The 13,958-nt window shown below is 66.0% G+C and carries 10 protein-coding genes; 5 read left to right on the forward strand and 5 right to left on the reverse strand.

Annotation, left to right across the window (positions count from 1 at the left end; translation table 11 throughout):
* Positions 1 to 24: 24 nt before the first annotated feature.
* The 5 genes from AC23D6_RS00745 to AC23D6_RS00765 all read left to right on the forward strand — a co-directional run bounded on the left by AC23D6_RS00745 (position 25) and on the right by AC23D6_RS00765 (position 10,731).
* The gene (locus AC23D6_RS00745) at positions 25 to 2,940 is read left to right on the forward strand and encodes a TonB-dependent receptor (protein ID WP_487750953.1); all 2,916 of its coding nucleotides are present in this window, start codon (positions 25 to 27) and stop codon (positions 2,938 to 2,940) included.
* Between the two features lie 139 nt (positions 2,941 to 3,079).
* A complete protein-coding gene (locus AC23D6_RS00750; RefSeq protein WP_487750954.1) occupies positions 3,080 to 3,856 on the forward strand; it encodes an N-acetylmuramoyl-L-alanine amidase in 777 nt (258 codons plus the stop codon).
* Positions 3,857 to 4,224: 368 nt separating this feature from the next.
* Positions 4,225 to 7,125, forward strand: coding sequence for a TonB-dependent receptor domain-containing protein (locus AC23D6_RS00755; protein WP_487750955.1), 2,901 nt, complete (start codon positions 4,225 to 4,227; stop codon positions 7,123 to 7,125).
* A 163-nt stretch (positions 7,126 to 7,288) separates the two neighbouring features.
* Positions 7,289 to 9,469, forward strand: coding sequence for a serine hydrolase (locus AC23D6_RS00760; RefSeq protein WP_487750956.1), 2,181 nt, complete (start codon positions 7,289 to 7,291; stop codon positions 9,467 to 9,469).
* Positions 9,466 to 10,731, forward strand: coding sequence for an NAD(P)/FAD-dependent oxidoreductase (locus AC23D6_RS00765; protein ID WP_487750957.1), 1,266 nt, complete (start codon positions 9,466 to 9,468; stop codon positions 10,729 to 10,731). Before AC23D6_RS00760 ends, AC23D6_RS00765 begins: the two co-directional genes overlap by 4 nt.
* Before the next feature lie 15 nt (positions 10,732 to 10,746).
* On the opposite strand, the gene AC23D6_RS00770 is transcribed toward AC23D6_RS00765, so the two are convergent.
* From AC23D6_RS00770 to AC23D6_RS00790, 5 genes are all read right to left on the reverse strand, one after another.
* Positions 10,747 to 10,887, reverse strand: a complete 141-nt coding sequence (locus tag AC23D6_RS00770; RefSeq protein WP_487750958.1) for a hypothetical protein — start codon at positions 10,885 to 10,887, stop codon at positions 10,747 to 10,749.
* Between the two features lie 96 nt (positions 10,888 to 10,983).
* Positions 10,984 to 11,829, reverse strand: a complete 846-nt coding sequence (locus AC23D6_RS00775) for a helix-turn-helix transcriptional regulator (protein ID WP_487750959.1) — start codon at positions 11,827 to 11,829, stop codon at positions 10,984 to 10,986.
* 19 nt (positions 11,830 to 11,848) lie between these two features.
* Complete coding sequence (gene trmL, locus AC23D6_RS00780) at positions 11,849 to 12,328, reverse strand: tRNA (uridine(34)/cytosine(34)/5-carboxymethylaminomethyluridine(34)-2'-O)-methyltransferase TrmL (RefSeq protein WP_487750960.1); 480 nt, start codon at positions 12,326 to 12,328, stop codon at positions 11,849 to 11,851.
* 107 nt (positions 12,329 to 12,435) lie between these two features.
* Positions 12,436 to 12,813: a hypothetical protein gene (locus AC23D6_RS00785; protein ID WP_487750961.1), complete on the reverse strand. Its 378-nt coding sequence runs from the start codon at positions 12,811 to 12,813 to the stop codon at positions 12,436 to 12,438.
* A 400-nt stretch (positions 12,814 to 13,213) separates the two neighbouring features.
* Positions 13,214 to 13,918, reverse strand: a complete 705-nt coding sequence (locus tag AC23D6_RS00790; RefSeq protein ID WP_487750962.1) for an SDR family oxidoreductase — start codon at positions 13,916 to 13,918, stop codon at positions 13,214 to 13,216.
* Positions 13,919 to 13,958: the final 40 nt, after the last annotated feature.

Raw genomic sequence — 13,958 nt, forward strand, 5'->3', positions numbered from 1 at the left:
GCCTGCCTGGCGTCGATGGCACCGATGGCGATGGCGCAGAGCGCGACCGGCGCGGTCGCGGGCCGCGCGAGCGCGGGCGACCAGATCACGATCACCAACACCGCCACGGGCGCGACGCGCTCGGTGACGGTCGGTGGCGACGGCGGCTACCGCCTGAGCCAGTTGCCGGTGGGCGACTATCAGTTGCAGGTCAAGCGCGCCGGCGAAGACGTGGGCCAGAGCGTGGCCGTCAACGTGGCGCTCGGCGGCACCACCACGGTGAACCTGGGCAGCGACGGCGGCGTGGTGAACCTCAATGCGGTGCAGGTGGTCGGCTCGCGCGTGATCAACCGGGTGGACGTGCGTTCGACGGAGTCGGCGACCAACATCAACCGGCAGGAGCTGGCGAGGTTGCCGGTCGATCAGAGCCTGAGTTCCGTCGCGCTATTGGCACCTGGCGTGATCAACTCGGGCGCTACGTTCGGAGGTCTTTCGTTTGGTGGTTCGTCCGTCGCGGAAAACGCGGTGTACATCAACGGTCTCAACGTCACCGATCCGTATCGTCGCCAGGGCTTTTCTTCGGTGCCGTTCGGCTTCTATGAGGAGTTCCAGGTCAAGACGGGCGGCTATTCGGCCGAATTCGGCCGCAGCACCGGTGGCGTCATCAATGCCGTGACCCGATCCGGCAGCAACGAGTTCCGCGCTGGCGCGGAAGTGACCCTGGAGCCATCGGCCTGGGAGGCATCGAAGGAAGATCACTTCCATCGCGACGGCACCCTGGACGAGCGCAACCGCACCAGCCGCGATACCAGCGCCTTTTACAAGGCGAACGTTTGGGCATCGGGCGCCATCGTGCAGGACAGGCTGTTCTTCTTCGCCATGTACGAGAAGCGCGATAGCCAGCCGCAGGACTACGACAGCAATGCTGCCTTCATCACGCAGGGCGACAACGACTTCTGGGGCGCCAAGCTCGACTGGCGGATCAACGACGACCATTCGCTCGAGTTGCTGGCCTTCTCCGACAAGAGCGAATCGACGACCGACATCTACCAGTACACGTGGAACACAGGTACGAAGGACAGGCTAAAGGGCGACAGCGTCTCGGGGTCCGGCGGCGATAACTGGTCGCTCACCTACACCGGCCATTTCGGCGACAACTTCACGGCCAAGGCGATGTACGGCGTGAACGAACGCAGCGCGTCCAACAGCAGCAACCAGGATCCGGACTGCAGCATCGTGACGCGATCGGGAAGCTACACCAGCCGGTTCGGCCAGGAAACGGTGTTCGAAGGTTGCCACCCCACCGACGTCGGCATCAGCGACCGCGAGGACAGGCGCGAGGCCGCGCGTCTCGACTTCGAATGGACGCTCGGCGATCACTTGTTGCGCTTCGGTGTGGACCAGGAAGTGATGGACTCCAACAGCGCGGTGCGCTACCCGAATGATGGCGTCAGCTATCAGGTACAGGCGCAGAACGGAGGGAGCACACTGAACGGCACGATAGTTCCCGCAGGCACTACTGCGATCGTCGACGCTCGCCGTTACATCACCGGCACGCCCGTCACGACAGAGGCGCAGGCGTTCTATATCGAAGATAATTGGAGCGTGACGCCGAACCTGTTGCTGAATCTCGGCCTGAGAGCCGACAAGTTCCACAATAAGTACGCCTCCGGCGTGACGTTCGCGAAAGCAGACTTCTCCGACATGATCGCGCCGCGCGTCGGGTTCAGCTGGGATATGAAGGGCGATGGCTCGACCAAGTTCTTCGGCAATGCCGGTCGCTACTACCTGCCTCTGACCAACAAGCTCGCGGACTACTTCGCCGGCAGCACCGATGAGCACACCTATTATGTGCTCGATGGCTGGACTCAGATGGAGCATCCGGTCGCCGGAACTTATCTGCTGCCCATCCTCGGCCAGCAAATCGGTCCGGTGAACACCTCCAACAACGTGCCCGCACCGGAAGACTTCCGGACCGCCGTCGCGAAAGACTTGAAAATGGTGTTCCAGGATGAGTTCATCCTCGGTTTCCAGCAGGCCATCAATCAAGCCTGGTCGTACGGTGTCAATGCCACGTATCGCCGGATGACGCGGGCGGTCGAGGACGCGCGCATCAATCATGTGGAAGGCTGCCCTTGGTACTCAGGCGACTGGCCCATCATCAATCCCGGTGAGACCACCACCTTGTGGTGCCCCACCACCAGCGACTGGGTGACGTTCGATTCCTCCCGGGATGGTTACATCGCGTCCGGTAGCGGCGCGATCATGGGCTACAAGAAGCCCAAGCGAACCTACAAGGCCGTCGAATTTCAGTTGGATCGTGCGTGGGACGACAAGTGGGCGTTTAACGCCAGCTATCTCTGGTCCAAGTCCGAAGGCAACATGGAAGGCCCGGTGAACTCTGACACCGGCTACGCCGATACCAATCTGGTGCAGTACTACGATCATCCGGCCGTCAACGAACGCTATGGCGTGCTGTTCAACGATTCCCGGCATCAGATCAAGTTGCGGGGCAGCTACAAACTCAGCGAGCAATGGTCATTCGGCAGCACGTTCTCCGCCCGTTCGGGCGGTCCTATCACGGCTTACGGCGTGGTCTGGCCGAACGACAATCGCGCCGCAGGTGGTCCCGGCGAGTTCAGTGGTGGTGGGTCGGGGTGGCTCTGTGTGGCCAACTGCTCCAATTGGGCGACGCGTGAGCTGGTGTACTCAGAGCGCGGTGCATTCGGCCGCATGCCTTGGGTCTACGACCTGGGTGCCAACGTGACCTGGACGTTGCCGGTTGAGGGTATCGACCTCAAGGCGCGGCTCTCTGTATACAACCTGCTCAATCGACAGACGGTCATCAACGTGCACTCCCGCTACGAAAGCACGCCCGGAACCGCGATGCCGCACTTCGGCCAGGGGACCGTGTGGCAGTCGCCCCGCTACGCCCAACTCGTGGTGACGTGGAACTTCTGACCGCGCGGCGCATGCGGTCGGATGCGTGTCTCTCCCGTGGCCTGCCGTTCGCGGCAGGCCTTTCTTTGTCCGCGCCGTCGCCATGCGGCGTAGCGATCCGTGCTATTCCTATGGCCGCGTGCCGTCCGAGGTATCCCCCATGACGAAGCCCGTCCCGTCCGCATTCCGGCTACTCGCCTTCGCCGCGCTGGTCCTGCTGCTCGGCGCCTGCGCGCATTCCGCGCCGCGCAACCCTCTCGCTACCTGGGTGCCGTCGAAGAACTTCGACGAGCGTCGCCCCGTGGTCATCGTGTTGCATTACACGGAGCAGGAATCCGTCGAGCAGTCGCTGGATACATTGCGCAGTCGCAACAGTGGTGGACGCGTCAGCTCGCACTACTTGGTCGGCAAGGACGGCACGATCTACCAGTTGGTGAAGGATGGGCAGCGTGCCTGGCATGCGGGCGCCGGACGGTGGGGTGCGATCACCGACGTCAACAACGCCTCGATCGGCATCGAGATCGATAACAACGGTAAGACCCCGTATCCGGATGCGCAGATCGACAGCCTGATCGTGCTGCTGCGCGATCTGACCACGCGCCTGCGCATTCCGCCGACGCAGATCATCGGCCATTCGGATCTGGCGCCGACGCGCAAGATCGATCCCGGCCCGCTGTTTCCGTGGAAGCGCCTGCACGAGGCCGGCTTCGGTCTTTGGCCGGCGGCCGATGCGGGGGACCCCCCGCCCGGATTCGATCCCTGGCTGGCCCTGCAGGCGATCGGTTATGCCGTCGACAACCGCGGCGACACGGTGCGCGCGTTCCACCACCGCTTCCGTGGCATGGAGGGCACGGAACTGGACGCGGAAGACCTGCGCATCCTGTACGCGCTGACGCGCAGCACCGCACCGGACACGCCTCTGCCAGCAACGCCTTGAGTCGGAATATTCAAGTCGATTTCTTCTAACACAAGGAATAATTTATTGACTCGCCGCACATGGCGTGCTACATCGAAGTACAGGGGTTTTTTCCACCGGACGTGATGTTTGTTCCGGTGGCACCATCCGGCGGGGTGCCGGTGCAATAACCAGTTCGTCAGCGATGTTCCGCGTTGCGTGCCCGGGATGGGGCGCGTCGGTTGGCACGAATGGGGAATCCGGAAGCTCCCGCGGCGCACGTGCCCGAGGCGCGTCCGCGTCCGGGCGGCAGGGCCGCGAAGGAAGACCCGTCGAGCGACCCGCGCCGCGCGCGCAGCACATCGTCCTGGCCGCACATAGCAGCGTTCTTTTCATCCAGGAGATTCCGCATGCCCGCTCGATCCCTCCCGCTCACGCCGAGCCATCTCGCCGCCGCCATCGTGCTGGGCTTGGCCATTCCGGGCGTCAGCCTCGCGCAGGAATCCGCGCCCGCCAGCGGGAACAGCGCCCGTACGCTGGACACGGTCACCGTCACCGGCTCGCGCATCAAGCGCACCGAGGTGGAGGCGCAGCTGCCGGTCACGGTGCTGCAGAAGGAGCGCATCGACGAACTCGGCATCTCCTCGGCCGAACAACTGCTGATGTTCCTCAACATCGCGGGTAACGGCTCGGACAACCTCGCCAGCAACGGCGGCATCGTCAGCGAGGAGCAGCGCGGCAACAACGGCGTGTCCGGCGCCAACCTGCGTGGCCAGGGCGCGGATGCCACGCTGGTCCTGCTGAATGGACGCCGCGTCGCCACCCACGGTCTCAAGGGCCGCGCGGTGGACTTGAACTCGATTCCCTTCGCCGCACTGGACCGCGTGGAAGTGCTGCGCGACGGCGCATCCGCGGTGTATGGCACCGACGCCATCGGCGGCGTGATCAACTTCATCACCAAGAGCGACTACACCGGGCTGGAAGCCTCCACCTTCGTCGACGTCACCGAAGACGGCGGCGGCAACATCTTCCGCGCCAACCTGCTGGGCGGATGGGGCGACCTGGACACCGACCGCTGGAACGTCTTCGGTACCGTCACCTACAAGAAGAACGAGATCCTGCGCGGTACCGACCGCGATTTCTCCAACACCTTCCAGCCCGACCGTGGCCTGTCGCCGGACACGCGCGGCACGCCGTTCGCCACGGTCTTCAGCCTGGGCAGCACCGGCGTGGGCGCCACCAGCCTGCTGCGCAACGGCCAGCTCGACCCGGCGGATCCCGCCGTACGCCAGACCGCGATCAACATCCTCGACCTGCCCGGCGCGGCGGGCTGCGAGAGCGGTGGCGACATGATGGGGCCGTACGACCATCGCCTCTGGAGCAGCGCGGCCTCGCGCTACGCCTGCGCCTGGGACTATCCGGCTGCCGCGATCATCCAGCAGCCGCAGGAGAGCGTGGACTTCATCGGCCGTGCCACCTTCAAGATCAGCGACAACCACCAGGCTTACGTGGAACTGGTGGGTTCGCAGGTCGACGTGGAGAAGACGTTCGAGCCGAACCAGATCTCTTCCAGCACGTCGACGGCGACCACCGCCCTAGGCCCGAGCACGTGGTATCCGCTCAATGCGACCACGCAGGCCACGTACGACATGGTCTACAACGCGCTGGCGGCGTACTTCGGCGCGGGCAATCTCAACTACGGCGCACCGATCGCTTACCGCTGGCGCTGCATCGCGTGCGGTCCGCGCCAGATCGAGACCACCACCAAGTCCTACCGCTTCCTGGCCGCTTTCGAAGGTGCGCTGGGCAGCAAGTGGGACTACAACGTGGGCCTGTCGCGCGCCTCGAGCAAGTCCGAATCCACGCTGGGCAGCGGCTACCACTACACCGATGCGCTGCGCACCGCCCTGGGCAGCGGCCTGCTGAATCCGTTCCTGCTGCCGGGCCAGGAGCAGAGCGCGGCCGCGATGTCCGCGCTGGACGCGGCGTCGGCCGCCGGCGTCATGCTTTACGGCGGCGAGTCGATCCTGACCACGCTGGATGCCACGTTCTCCGGCAGCCTGGGCTTCTCGCTGCCGGGCGGCGAAGTGCTGGCGGCGACGGGCATCGACCTGCGCCGCGAGGAATTCAAGTTCGACGGCGATTCGCGCGTGGACAAGCGCCCGATCTTCAATGCGCCGTTCGATGAGTCGAACATCCTCAACGACGTCAGCCGCGACATCAAGGCGGTCTACGCGGAAGTGTACCTGCCGCTGCTCGACAACCTCGACATCACCCTGGCCGGCCGTTACGACGAATACGACGGCTTCGGCAGCACCACCAATCCGAAGGTCTCGTTCAAGTTCGAGCCTTTCGATGGTGTGGCGCTGCGCGGCGCGTACAGCACGGGGTTCAAGGTGCCGTCCTTCAACCAGCTGTTCAACGGCGTCACCGAAACCCAGTACACCGGCCTGGACCTGGCCGACCCGGCCACCTGCCCGAGCGGCATCGCCAATCCGTCGGTCACAGGCTGCGAATCGATCCGTCCGGTGGAGCTGTTCGGCGGCAAGGAAGACCTGAAACCGGAAGAGTCCACGCAGAAGAGCTTCGGCGTGGTACTGGCGCCGGTCGACTGGCTGAACGTGAGCGTGGACTGGTGGGAAATCGAGCGCGAGAACACCATCCGTTCCGCGCCGCGCGACATCCTGATCCAGTATTACGACGTGTTCGCGGAAAACTGGATCCGCGACGCCAGCGGTGAAGTGGTGGCCATCGACCGTCGCTACATCAACTCCGGCGGCAGCCTGATGCGCGGCATCGAGATCGACGGCAACGTCATGGGCGACCTGGCCGGGGGCACCTTCCGCCTGAACCTCAACGGCAGCTACATCAACACGTTCAAGACGAAGGCGCTGGAAACGCTGCCGTACACGGACAACCTGGTCGGCGACTACGTCCGCTACTACAACCTGCCGATCAAGTGGAAGCACACGCTGACCTTCACCTGGCAGAAGGGCGACTGGTCGCACAACATCAGCCAGATCTACCGCGACGGCTACAACGACGAGCTGCCGGTGAGCGTGCGTAACAACAGCTACATCCCGGAGAACTGGAACCCGCGCGTGTCCAACTACACCACCTACAACTACAGCCTGGTGTACTCCGGCATCGAGCGGATGAAGCTGACCTTCGGCGTCAAGAACCTGTTCAACGAAGATCCACCGTTCACCGCCCATCAGAACGACTTCGCCGCCGGCGCCGCGTGGGAAACCCGCATCGCCGATCCGCGGGGTCGCGCCTACAGCCTGCTGATGGAATACAAGTTCCGCTGAGCGGGAGAAGGTGTCATGGCGCGGGCGGCGATGCCGCCCGTGCGCGTCGTGGGGCATCGCATGCCCCGATGGCCAGAGGCAGGAAGGAACACGCGTGCGATGGTTTGAATCGATCCCCCAGGCGCGCCTCCGTGGACGGTGGCGCGTCGTGCTGGCGTGCGTGATGGCTGCCATCGCCGGCGTGGCGGGGGCGGCAGAGCCCGCCTCCCTGCGCGCGGAACGCGACGCCGCCTTCGACGCCACGTTCGAACGCTACAAGCTGCCGGGCCTGGCGGTGGGCGTGGTGCGCGACGGGCAGGTGGTCTACCTGCGCACCGCCGGCGAACGCGTTGCCGGCAGCGGCGAGAAAATCGATGCCGACACGCTGTTCAAGATCGCCTCCAACAGCAAGGCGATGACGGCAGGCGTGCTGGCGCGCCTGGTCGATGCCGGGAAACTGGCGTGGGACGACCCGGTGACGAAGCACCTGCCGGAGTTCCGCATGCACGACCCGTGGGTCACGCAGCAGATGCAGGTGCGGGATTTGCTGATCCACAACAGCGGCCTCGGCCTAGGCGCGGGCGACCTGATGCTGTGGCCGGAGCCGAATGCGTTCACCCGCGCCGACATCATCGCGGGGCTGCAACACCTGAAGCCGACGCACAGCTTTCGCGCCAACTACGCCTACGACAATCTGCTGTACGTGGTGGCAGGCGAAGTCGCCGCGGCGGCCGGCGGCGCGCCGTACGAAACGCTGGTCAAGCGCGAGCTGTTCGCGCCGCTGGGCATGGATCGCTGCCAGGTCGGCGAATGGAACCGCGTGCGGGTCGGCAACGTGGCGCAGCCGCACATGGGCACGACGGAAGGCAACCGCGTGATCCGCGAAGACGGCGAGGTGGTGCCGGACATCACCTCGATGGCGGCCGGCGGCATCCGCTGCAGCCTGAAGGACATGCTGACATGGGTGGGCATGTGGCTGTCGCCCGACATGAAGCCCGCCTGGCTGTCGCCGGCCCAGCGCAAGGCAGTCTGGACCGCGCACATGCCCATGCCGGTGAGCGCGCGCATGCGGGCATGGGACAACAGCCACGTCTCGGCCTATGGGTATGGTTGGCGGCTGTCGGACGTGGACGGGGTGTGGAAGGTCGCGCATACCGGCACGCTGGCGGGCATGTACTCCTCGGTGATCCTGCTGCCGGATCAGCGCACGGGCATCGTGATCCTGATCAACGGCGAAGGCGAAGCGGCCCGCACGGCATTGGGCACAGTCCTGACCAAGCAGATCACGCTGCCAAACCAGACGCACACCGTGGCGCATTACGCAGCATTGCTGGACGAAGAACGCGCGGGCGAGCGCGCGGCCAAACCCAAGCCCGACACCCGTCATCGCGTGGTGGCTCCGATAAGCGCATTGGCGCCATGGACGGGACGCTATCGCGATGCGTGGTTCGGCGAGGTGACCCTCTGTACGCAAGGTGATCGCGTGCGCTTCGCCTCCGCGCGCTCGCCGATGCTCACCGGCACGGTGATGCGGGTAGATACGCGCTGGCTGGTCGACTGGGACGACGACAGCGTCGATGCCGAACCCTGGTTGCATTTCGCCACCGACGGCGGTGCGACCACGCTGACGCTATCGCACGTCGACCCCGATGCGGATTTCAGCTACGACTATCAGGATCTCGCTTTCAGCCGCGTGGCGGCCTGCGATGCCGCGCCTGCGGCGAAGGTCACCGTGTCGCCAGCGAAGGACGCGGCCGCTGCTGGCCTGGTGGATGTCGCTCCGCTGGCGCCCGGCTTGCAGCGCGAGATGCGCTATGCCGGCTCCCAGAATTTCACCGGGGCACCCGTGCCGGGTTACGGCGCGAACACCTGCCTGCTGCTGTCGCCGGTCGCGCAGGCATTGGCCCGCGTGCAGGCCGACGTGCAGCGCGAGGGCCTGTCGCTGAAGCTGTTCGATTGCTACCGACCCGTGCGATCGGTGAAGCATTTCGTCGCCTGGGCGCGCGACATCGGCGAACAGCGGACCAAGGCGGCGTACTACCCCAACCTCGAGAAGGCGACGCTGCTCGATGGCTACATCGCCGAGACCTCCGGCCACAGCCGTGGCGCCACGCTCGACCTGACCCTCACGCGCTGCGAAGGTGGGGTTTGCGTCGACCTGGACATGGGCACGCCGTTCGACTTCTTCGACCCGCGCGCGAACACGGCGCACGCCGAGCTGCTGCCTGAGCAGAAGGCCAACCGCGCGCGCCTGGTCGCCGCGATGGCGCGGCACGGCTTCCATAATTACCCGATGGAATGGTGGCACTTCACCTTCCGGCCCGAGCCCTCCCCCCAGACCGCGTACGACGTCCCGATCCAATGACTTCTTCTCCCTCCTCCCGGCCACCGCGGACCACCGATGTCGCGGTGATCGGCAGCGGCATCGTCGGCTTGTCGACGGCCCACCATCTGATCGACCGCGGCTTGTCCTGCATGCTGATCGATCCGAAGGGGCCGGCCGGCGAGACGTCGTTCGGCAACGCGGGTTCGATCTCGGTCGGCAACGTGATGCCGCAGTCGACGCCGGACATCGTGGTCAAGGCGCTGCGCATGTTGGCCAATCCGCTGGCACCGCTGAAGCTCGACTGGGGCGTCAGTCCGTCCTATGCGCGCTGGCTTCTGCAGTTCCTCGCCCAGGGCCGGATGCAGCACGTGCTGCCGATCATCGATGCGCTGAGTGCGATCAACCGCGCCTCGCGCGCGGCCTGGCTCGACCTGGGCGAGCGCATCCAGGCGCAGGACCTGATCGCGCACACTGGTTATCTGCACGTGTACTCCCAGCTGGAGACGTTCACGAAGGGCGAATGGGAACGCGGGTTGATGCGCGACCGCGGTGTGGCGTTCGACGTGCTCGATGCCGCGCAGTTGCGCGAGCTGGAGCCGGGCATCGGAGACGGGTTCCAGCGCGCGGTCTTCCAGCGCGACTCGCTGGCGATGCGCGATCCGGGCGATTTCTGCCGACGGCTCTTCAACTACCTCAGCGCCCGCGGCGCGGTGCCGCTGACCGCCAGCGTGTCGGCGATCGCGCGTCGTGATGGCGGCTACCAGGTCGACACCGACCACGGTCCGGTGCATGCCGGCCGCGTGGTGGTGGCGGCCGGCGCGTGGAGCAACGCGTTGCTGCAGCCGTTCGGCCTGAAGGTCCCGGTGATCCCGGCACGCGGTTATCACCTGATGTATCCGCAGGCCGAGGCGGTCGTGCGCCGGCCGACATTGTGGGCCGAGCGCTACATGGTGGTGTCGCCGATGCAGGCCGGCATCCGCATGACCAGCATCAAGGAGCTGACAGCGCTCGGCCGTGACCCGCACTACGCCCTGATCCGTCGCCTCGATCCGGAGGCACGCAAGCTGTTCCCCGCCATCACCGGCAAGCCGGTGTCGGAGTGGGCCGGCAACCGGCCCTGCACGCCGGATTCGCTGCCGATCATCGACCGCGTGCCGGGCGAAGAGATCTTCGTCGCGACCGGCCACGGCCACCTGGGCTTGACCCAGGGACCGGTGACCGGTCGCTTGCTCGACCAGCTGATGGCCGGCACGGCGACGGACATCCCGCTGGCGCCGTACGCGCTCGCGCGCTTCGGCTGAGGAGCGCGACGCGGCTCAGGCCGCGGCGTCGTTCGCTTCGCGCAGTTTCTCGGCGCATTCCTCGCAGCAGACTTCGACGGTGCGACCGCCGAGGGTGACCTTGATCGCATTGCCGTCCAGCGGGTAATCGCAGGCGGCGCAGGTGTGTTCGGACATGACAGGTTCCAGTAGGCAGCCCGGGCTTGGGCAGCGACAGGAAACCACTCCCTGTCGCACGGCGCTGTCGGAATCTTTAGCGGTTTGCGCGCGTGCTTACGAGGCGCGGAACGCGCTCGGTGGACGGCCGTAGGCCTGTCGGAACGCGGATGCGAAATGGCTGTGGCTGGAGAAGCCCAGGTCGTGCGCCACCGTGGAGACATCGTCGGCCGTGGCGAGCAGGTCCAGTGCGCGCGCCAGCCGCAACTGCAGCTGGTAGCGGTACAGCGGAAGACCTTCGACCTGGCGGAACACCTGGGTGAGGTACACCGGCGAGCCGCCGACCTCGTGCGCGATCTCCGCCAGCGTCCAGCGCCGCGCGGGATTGCTCGCGAGCAGCAGCTTGATCCGGTCCACCAGCCGCTGCCGCCCCCGCGTCGCGCCTGGCACATGCGCGGTGCGCGCACCGAGGCTGCGCGAAGCCAGCGTCAGCGCCAAGCCCTCGGCTTCGAGCGGTTCGCACGTGCCGCGCCGCAACGCATGGCCCAGCAACGCGACCAGCGCCTGGGTGCGCGTATCGATGCGCAGCGCCTGGTGGCGGAAGGCGACGGTGGCGCTCTTACGTCGCAGCGGGGCCGGCGCGAGCTCATCGAGCAGCACGTCGGCCAGTTGCAGGACCAGGTTGGCGTCGCCGCCGTCGAACGGATGGCTGACCTGGTAGCCCTCGCCGGCGTTGAACAGCAGCACATGGTTGGCATCGGCCACCGCTTGGGCCTGGCCGACGTGGCGCAGATAGGTACCGCGATACGGAAACACCAGATGCGTGGTGCCGACGCATTCTTCTTCGCTGCGATGCCGGCATTCGCCGCGGCAACGCACGTCGCGCACCGACACGGTGGCCGTGTCGAGCAACCGCGCGACATCGAACTGCGAAGCGGAGGGCGGGCGCGCCGGGGAGGCCATGGCGCCAGCCTACGCGCAATCACGCGCCGCCGGGAAACCCCGCCTGGCGCCATGCCTCGAACACGACCACGGCCACGGTGTTGGAGAGATTCAGGCTGCGGTTGTCCGGCCGCATCGGCAGGCGCAGGCGCTGCTCCGGCGGCAGGCCGTCGAGCACATCCTGCGGCAGGCCGCGCGTTTCCGGACCAAACAGAAAAGCATCGCCCGGTCGGTGCTCGACCTGGTCGTAGCGCACGGTGCCGCGCGTGCTGAGCGCGAACAGGCGCGCAGGACGGATGCGCTGCAGGGCCGCATCGAGCGATGCGTGGACCTGCAGCGTGGCGTATTCGTGGTAATCCAGACCGGCGCGCTTGAGCTGCTTGTCTTCCAACGTGAACCCGAGGGGTTCGATCAGGTGCAGTCGCGCGCCGGTGTTCGCACAGAGGCGGATGGCATTGCCGGTATTCGGGGGAATTTCCGGCTGGTACAGCAGGACGTCGAGGTCCAGGGCGTCGGTCATGGCGCGCATTCTACGCGGCGCTGCATGGCCTCGCGGGCAGGGGGTGCGGTGGAACTCCGGCCGCAGCCGGCTTGCGTGTTACGCGGTTGGAACGTGTTGCCTGCGTATCAACGCGAAGCCAGCTGGCTGGCCAGCACACCCGCCTGCGCAGCGACCTGCTGCATGTCTTCCGCCGACGGACGCACGGTGACCACCGGCATGTCGACCACGCGCACCGCCTGGCTGGCGACGAAGTAGGCCAGGTCTTCGGCGGCCGGCGTCACGGTGACGGTGGCCAGGTCGACGATCTTGGCGTTCTTGTAGGTGTTGTAGTGGGCCAGGTCGGCGGCGTCCGGCGTCACGGTGACGGTCGGCAGGTCGACGATGGCGGCCGTCTGGGCGACGTTGTGGTTGTTGTCGGCGTGGGTGGCCGAGATGACCATGGAACCGGCGCACAGCGCGAAGACGACGGCGGCGGTCAGCGGGAGGAGGTTCTTGGCGTTCATTGTCATGCCTCTGTAGTGATGTTGTTGGGTGGTGTGGTAGTAAAGTAGTACACCTAGACAGAGCGGTCAAGCGAAACTTTCTGTTTCGGTGAGTTGATTCAGGGTTCAGTCAGGTTTGGTTCGGAACGGCGGGAGTCTTGTTATAGGTTTTGCAGGAACCGTGCCAACCACAAGTTATTGATCCAATTGAACTTAAGTGTGTTTCTTCGCTGTCCGGTGTCCGAGTTGGGTGTCCGTCCGGGTGTCCGTCCCGCATGAGCAAGACGCCAGGAGGTGCGTGGTGTGACTGCGAACACGCCGCTTCGGTCGGGGGCCGGTCAGGTGGGGGTGTGCTGGTTGTGATGCCGTTTAGGTAGGAACCGTTGCAGTTCCTCGGCGACGCCGGGCTCGGCGTTCAGGTTCACCAGGGCAAAGGCTCGCCTTGCCAATCCAGGAAACGCCCGCTGTCCTCGGGCGTGAGCCTGTCGATCACATGCAGCAGGCCTGCAGCGGACTCCTCCACCGATAGCGCCGCATTCTGTCCGCCCATGTCGGTGCGGACCCAGCCGGGATGCAGTGCCACGACCGTGACACCCTGGGCGGCCAACGCTTGCGAGAGCAGTGAGGTGGCCATGTTCTGCGCCGCCTTGCCGATGGCATAGCTGGGCGTGCGGAACTCCTGCCGCAAGCCGATCGAGCCGACTTCCGATGAGATGTTGGCGACCACGCCACCCTCGGCCAGCCGCGGCGCCAGTGCCTGGGTCAGCAGGAACGGGCCGGCCGCGTTGGTGTGGAAGCTGGCATCCAGGTCGGCCGGCGCGATCTGTCCGAAGCGCTCGCCCCCGCGCAGGATTCCCGCGTTGTTGATCACCAGGTGTAGCGGTTCCTCGTCGGTGACCAGAAGCAGTTCGCGGACAAGTTCGGCGCGGCTGCGGGCGTCGGCGACATCCAGCGGCAGCACGTGCAGGCGGCCAGGATGGTCGCCTGCCAGGAGATTCAGCGCGGTCGCCTTGCCGGGCTGTCGGCAGGTGGCGATCACGTGGCAATGCCGACCCAGCAATTGACGGACGAGTTCCAGGCCCAACCCGCGGTTGGCGCCGGTGACGAGGCAGTGCTTGCGGTCCATGGCACCTCCGGGGGCGGATGGCAGCGCCGGCGGCAGGCGC

It is taken from the genome of Pseudoxanthomonas sp. G3 (genome assembly GCF_057654715.1).

What these genes read in the sequence shown, in the direction of transcription:
- AC23D6_RS00745 (WP_487750953.1), top strand. Translation starts at nt 25, where the DNA reads ATGGCGATGGCGCAGAGCGCGACCGGCGCGGTCGCGGGCCGCGCGAGC.
- AC23D6_RS00750 (WP_487750954.1), top strand. Translation starts at nt 3,080, where the DNA reads ATGACGAAGCCCGTCCCGTCCGCATTCCGGCTACTCGCCTTCGCCGCG.
- AC23D6_RS00755 (WP_487750955.1), top strand. Translation starts at nt 4,225, where the DNA reads ATGCCCGCTCGATCCCTCCCGCTCACGCCGAGCCATCTCGCCGCCGCC.
- AC23D6_RS00760 (WP_487750956.1), top strand. Translation starts at nt 7,289, where the DNA reads ATGGCTGCCATCGCCGGCGTGGCGGGGGCGGCAGAGCCCGCCTCCCTG.
- AC23D6_RS00765 (WP_487750957.1), top strand. Translation starts at nt 9,466, where the DNA reads ATGACTTCTTCTCCCTCCTCCCGGCCACCGCGGACCACCGATGTCGCG.
- AC23D6_RS00770 (WP_487750958.1), bottom strand. Translation starts at nt 10,887, where the DNA reads ATGTCCGAACACACCTGCGCCGCCTGCGATTACCCGCTGGACGGCAAT.
- AC23D6_RS00775 (WP_487750959.1), bottom strand. Translation starts at nt 11,829, where the DNA reads ATGGCCTCCCCGGCGCGCCCGCCCTCCGCTTCGCAGTTCGATGTCGCG.
- trmL (WP_487750960.1), bottom strand. Translation starts at nt 12,328, where the DNA reads ATGACCGACGCCCTGGACCTCGACGTCCTGCTGTACCAGCCGGAAATT.
- AC23D6_RS00785 (WP_487750961.1), bottom strand. Translation starts at nt 12,813, where the DNA reads ATGAACGCCAAGAACCTCCTCCCGCTGACCGCCGCCGTCGTCTTCGCG.
- AC23D6_RS00790 (WP_487750962.1), bottom strand. Translation starts at nt 13,918, where the DNA reads ATGGACCGCAAGCACTGCCTCGTCACCGGCGCCAACCGCGGGTTGGGC.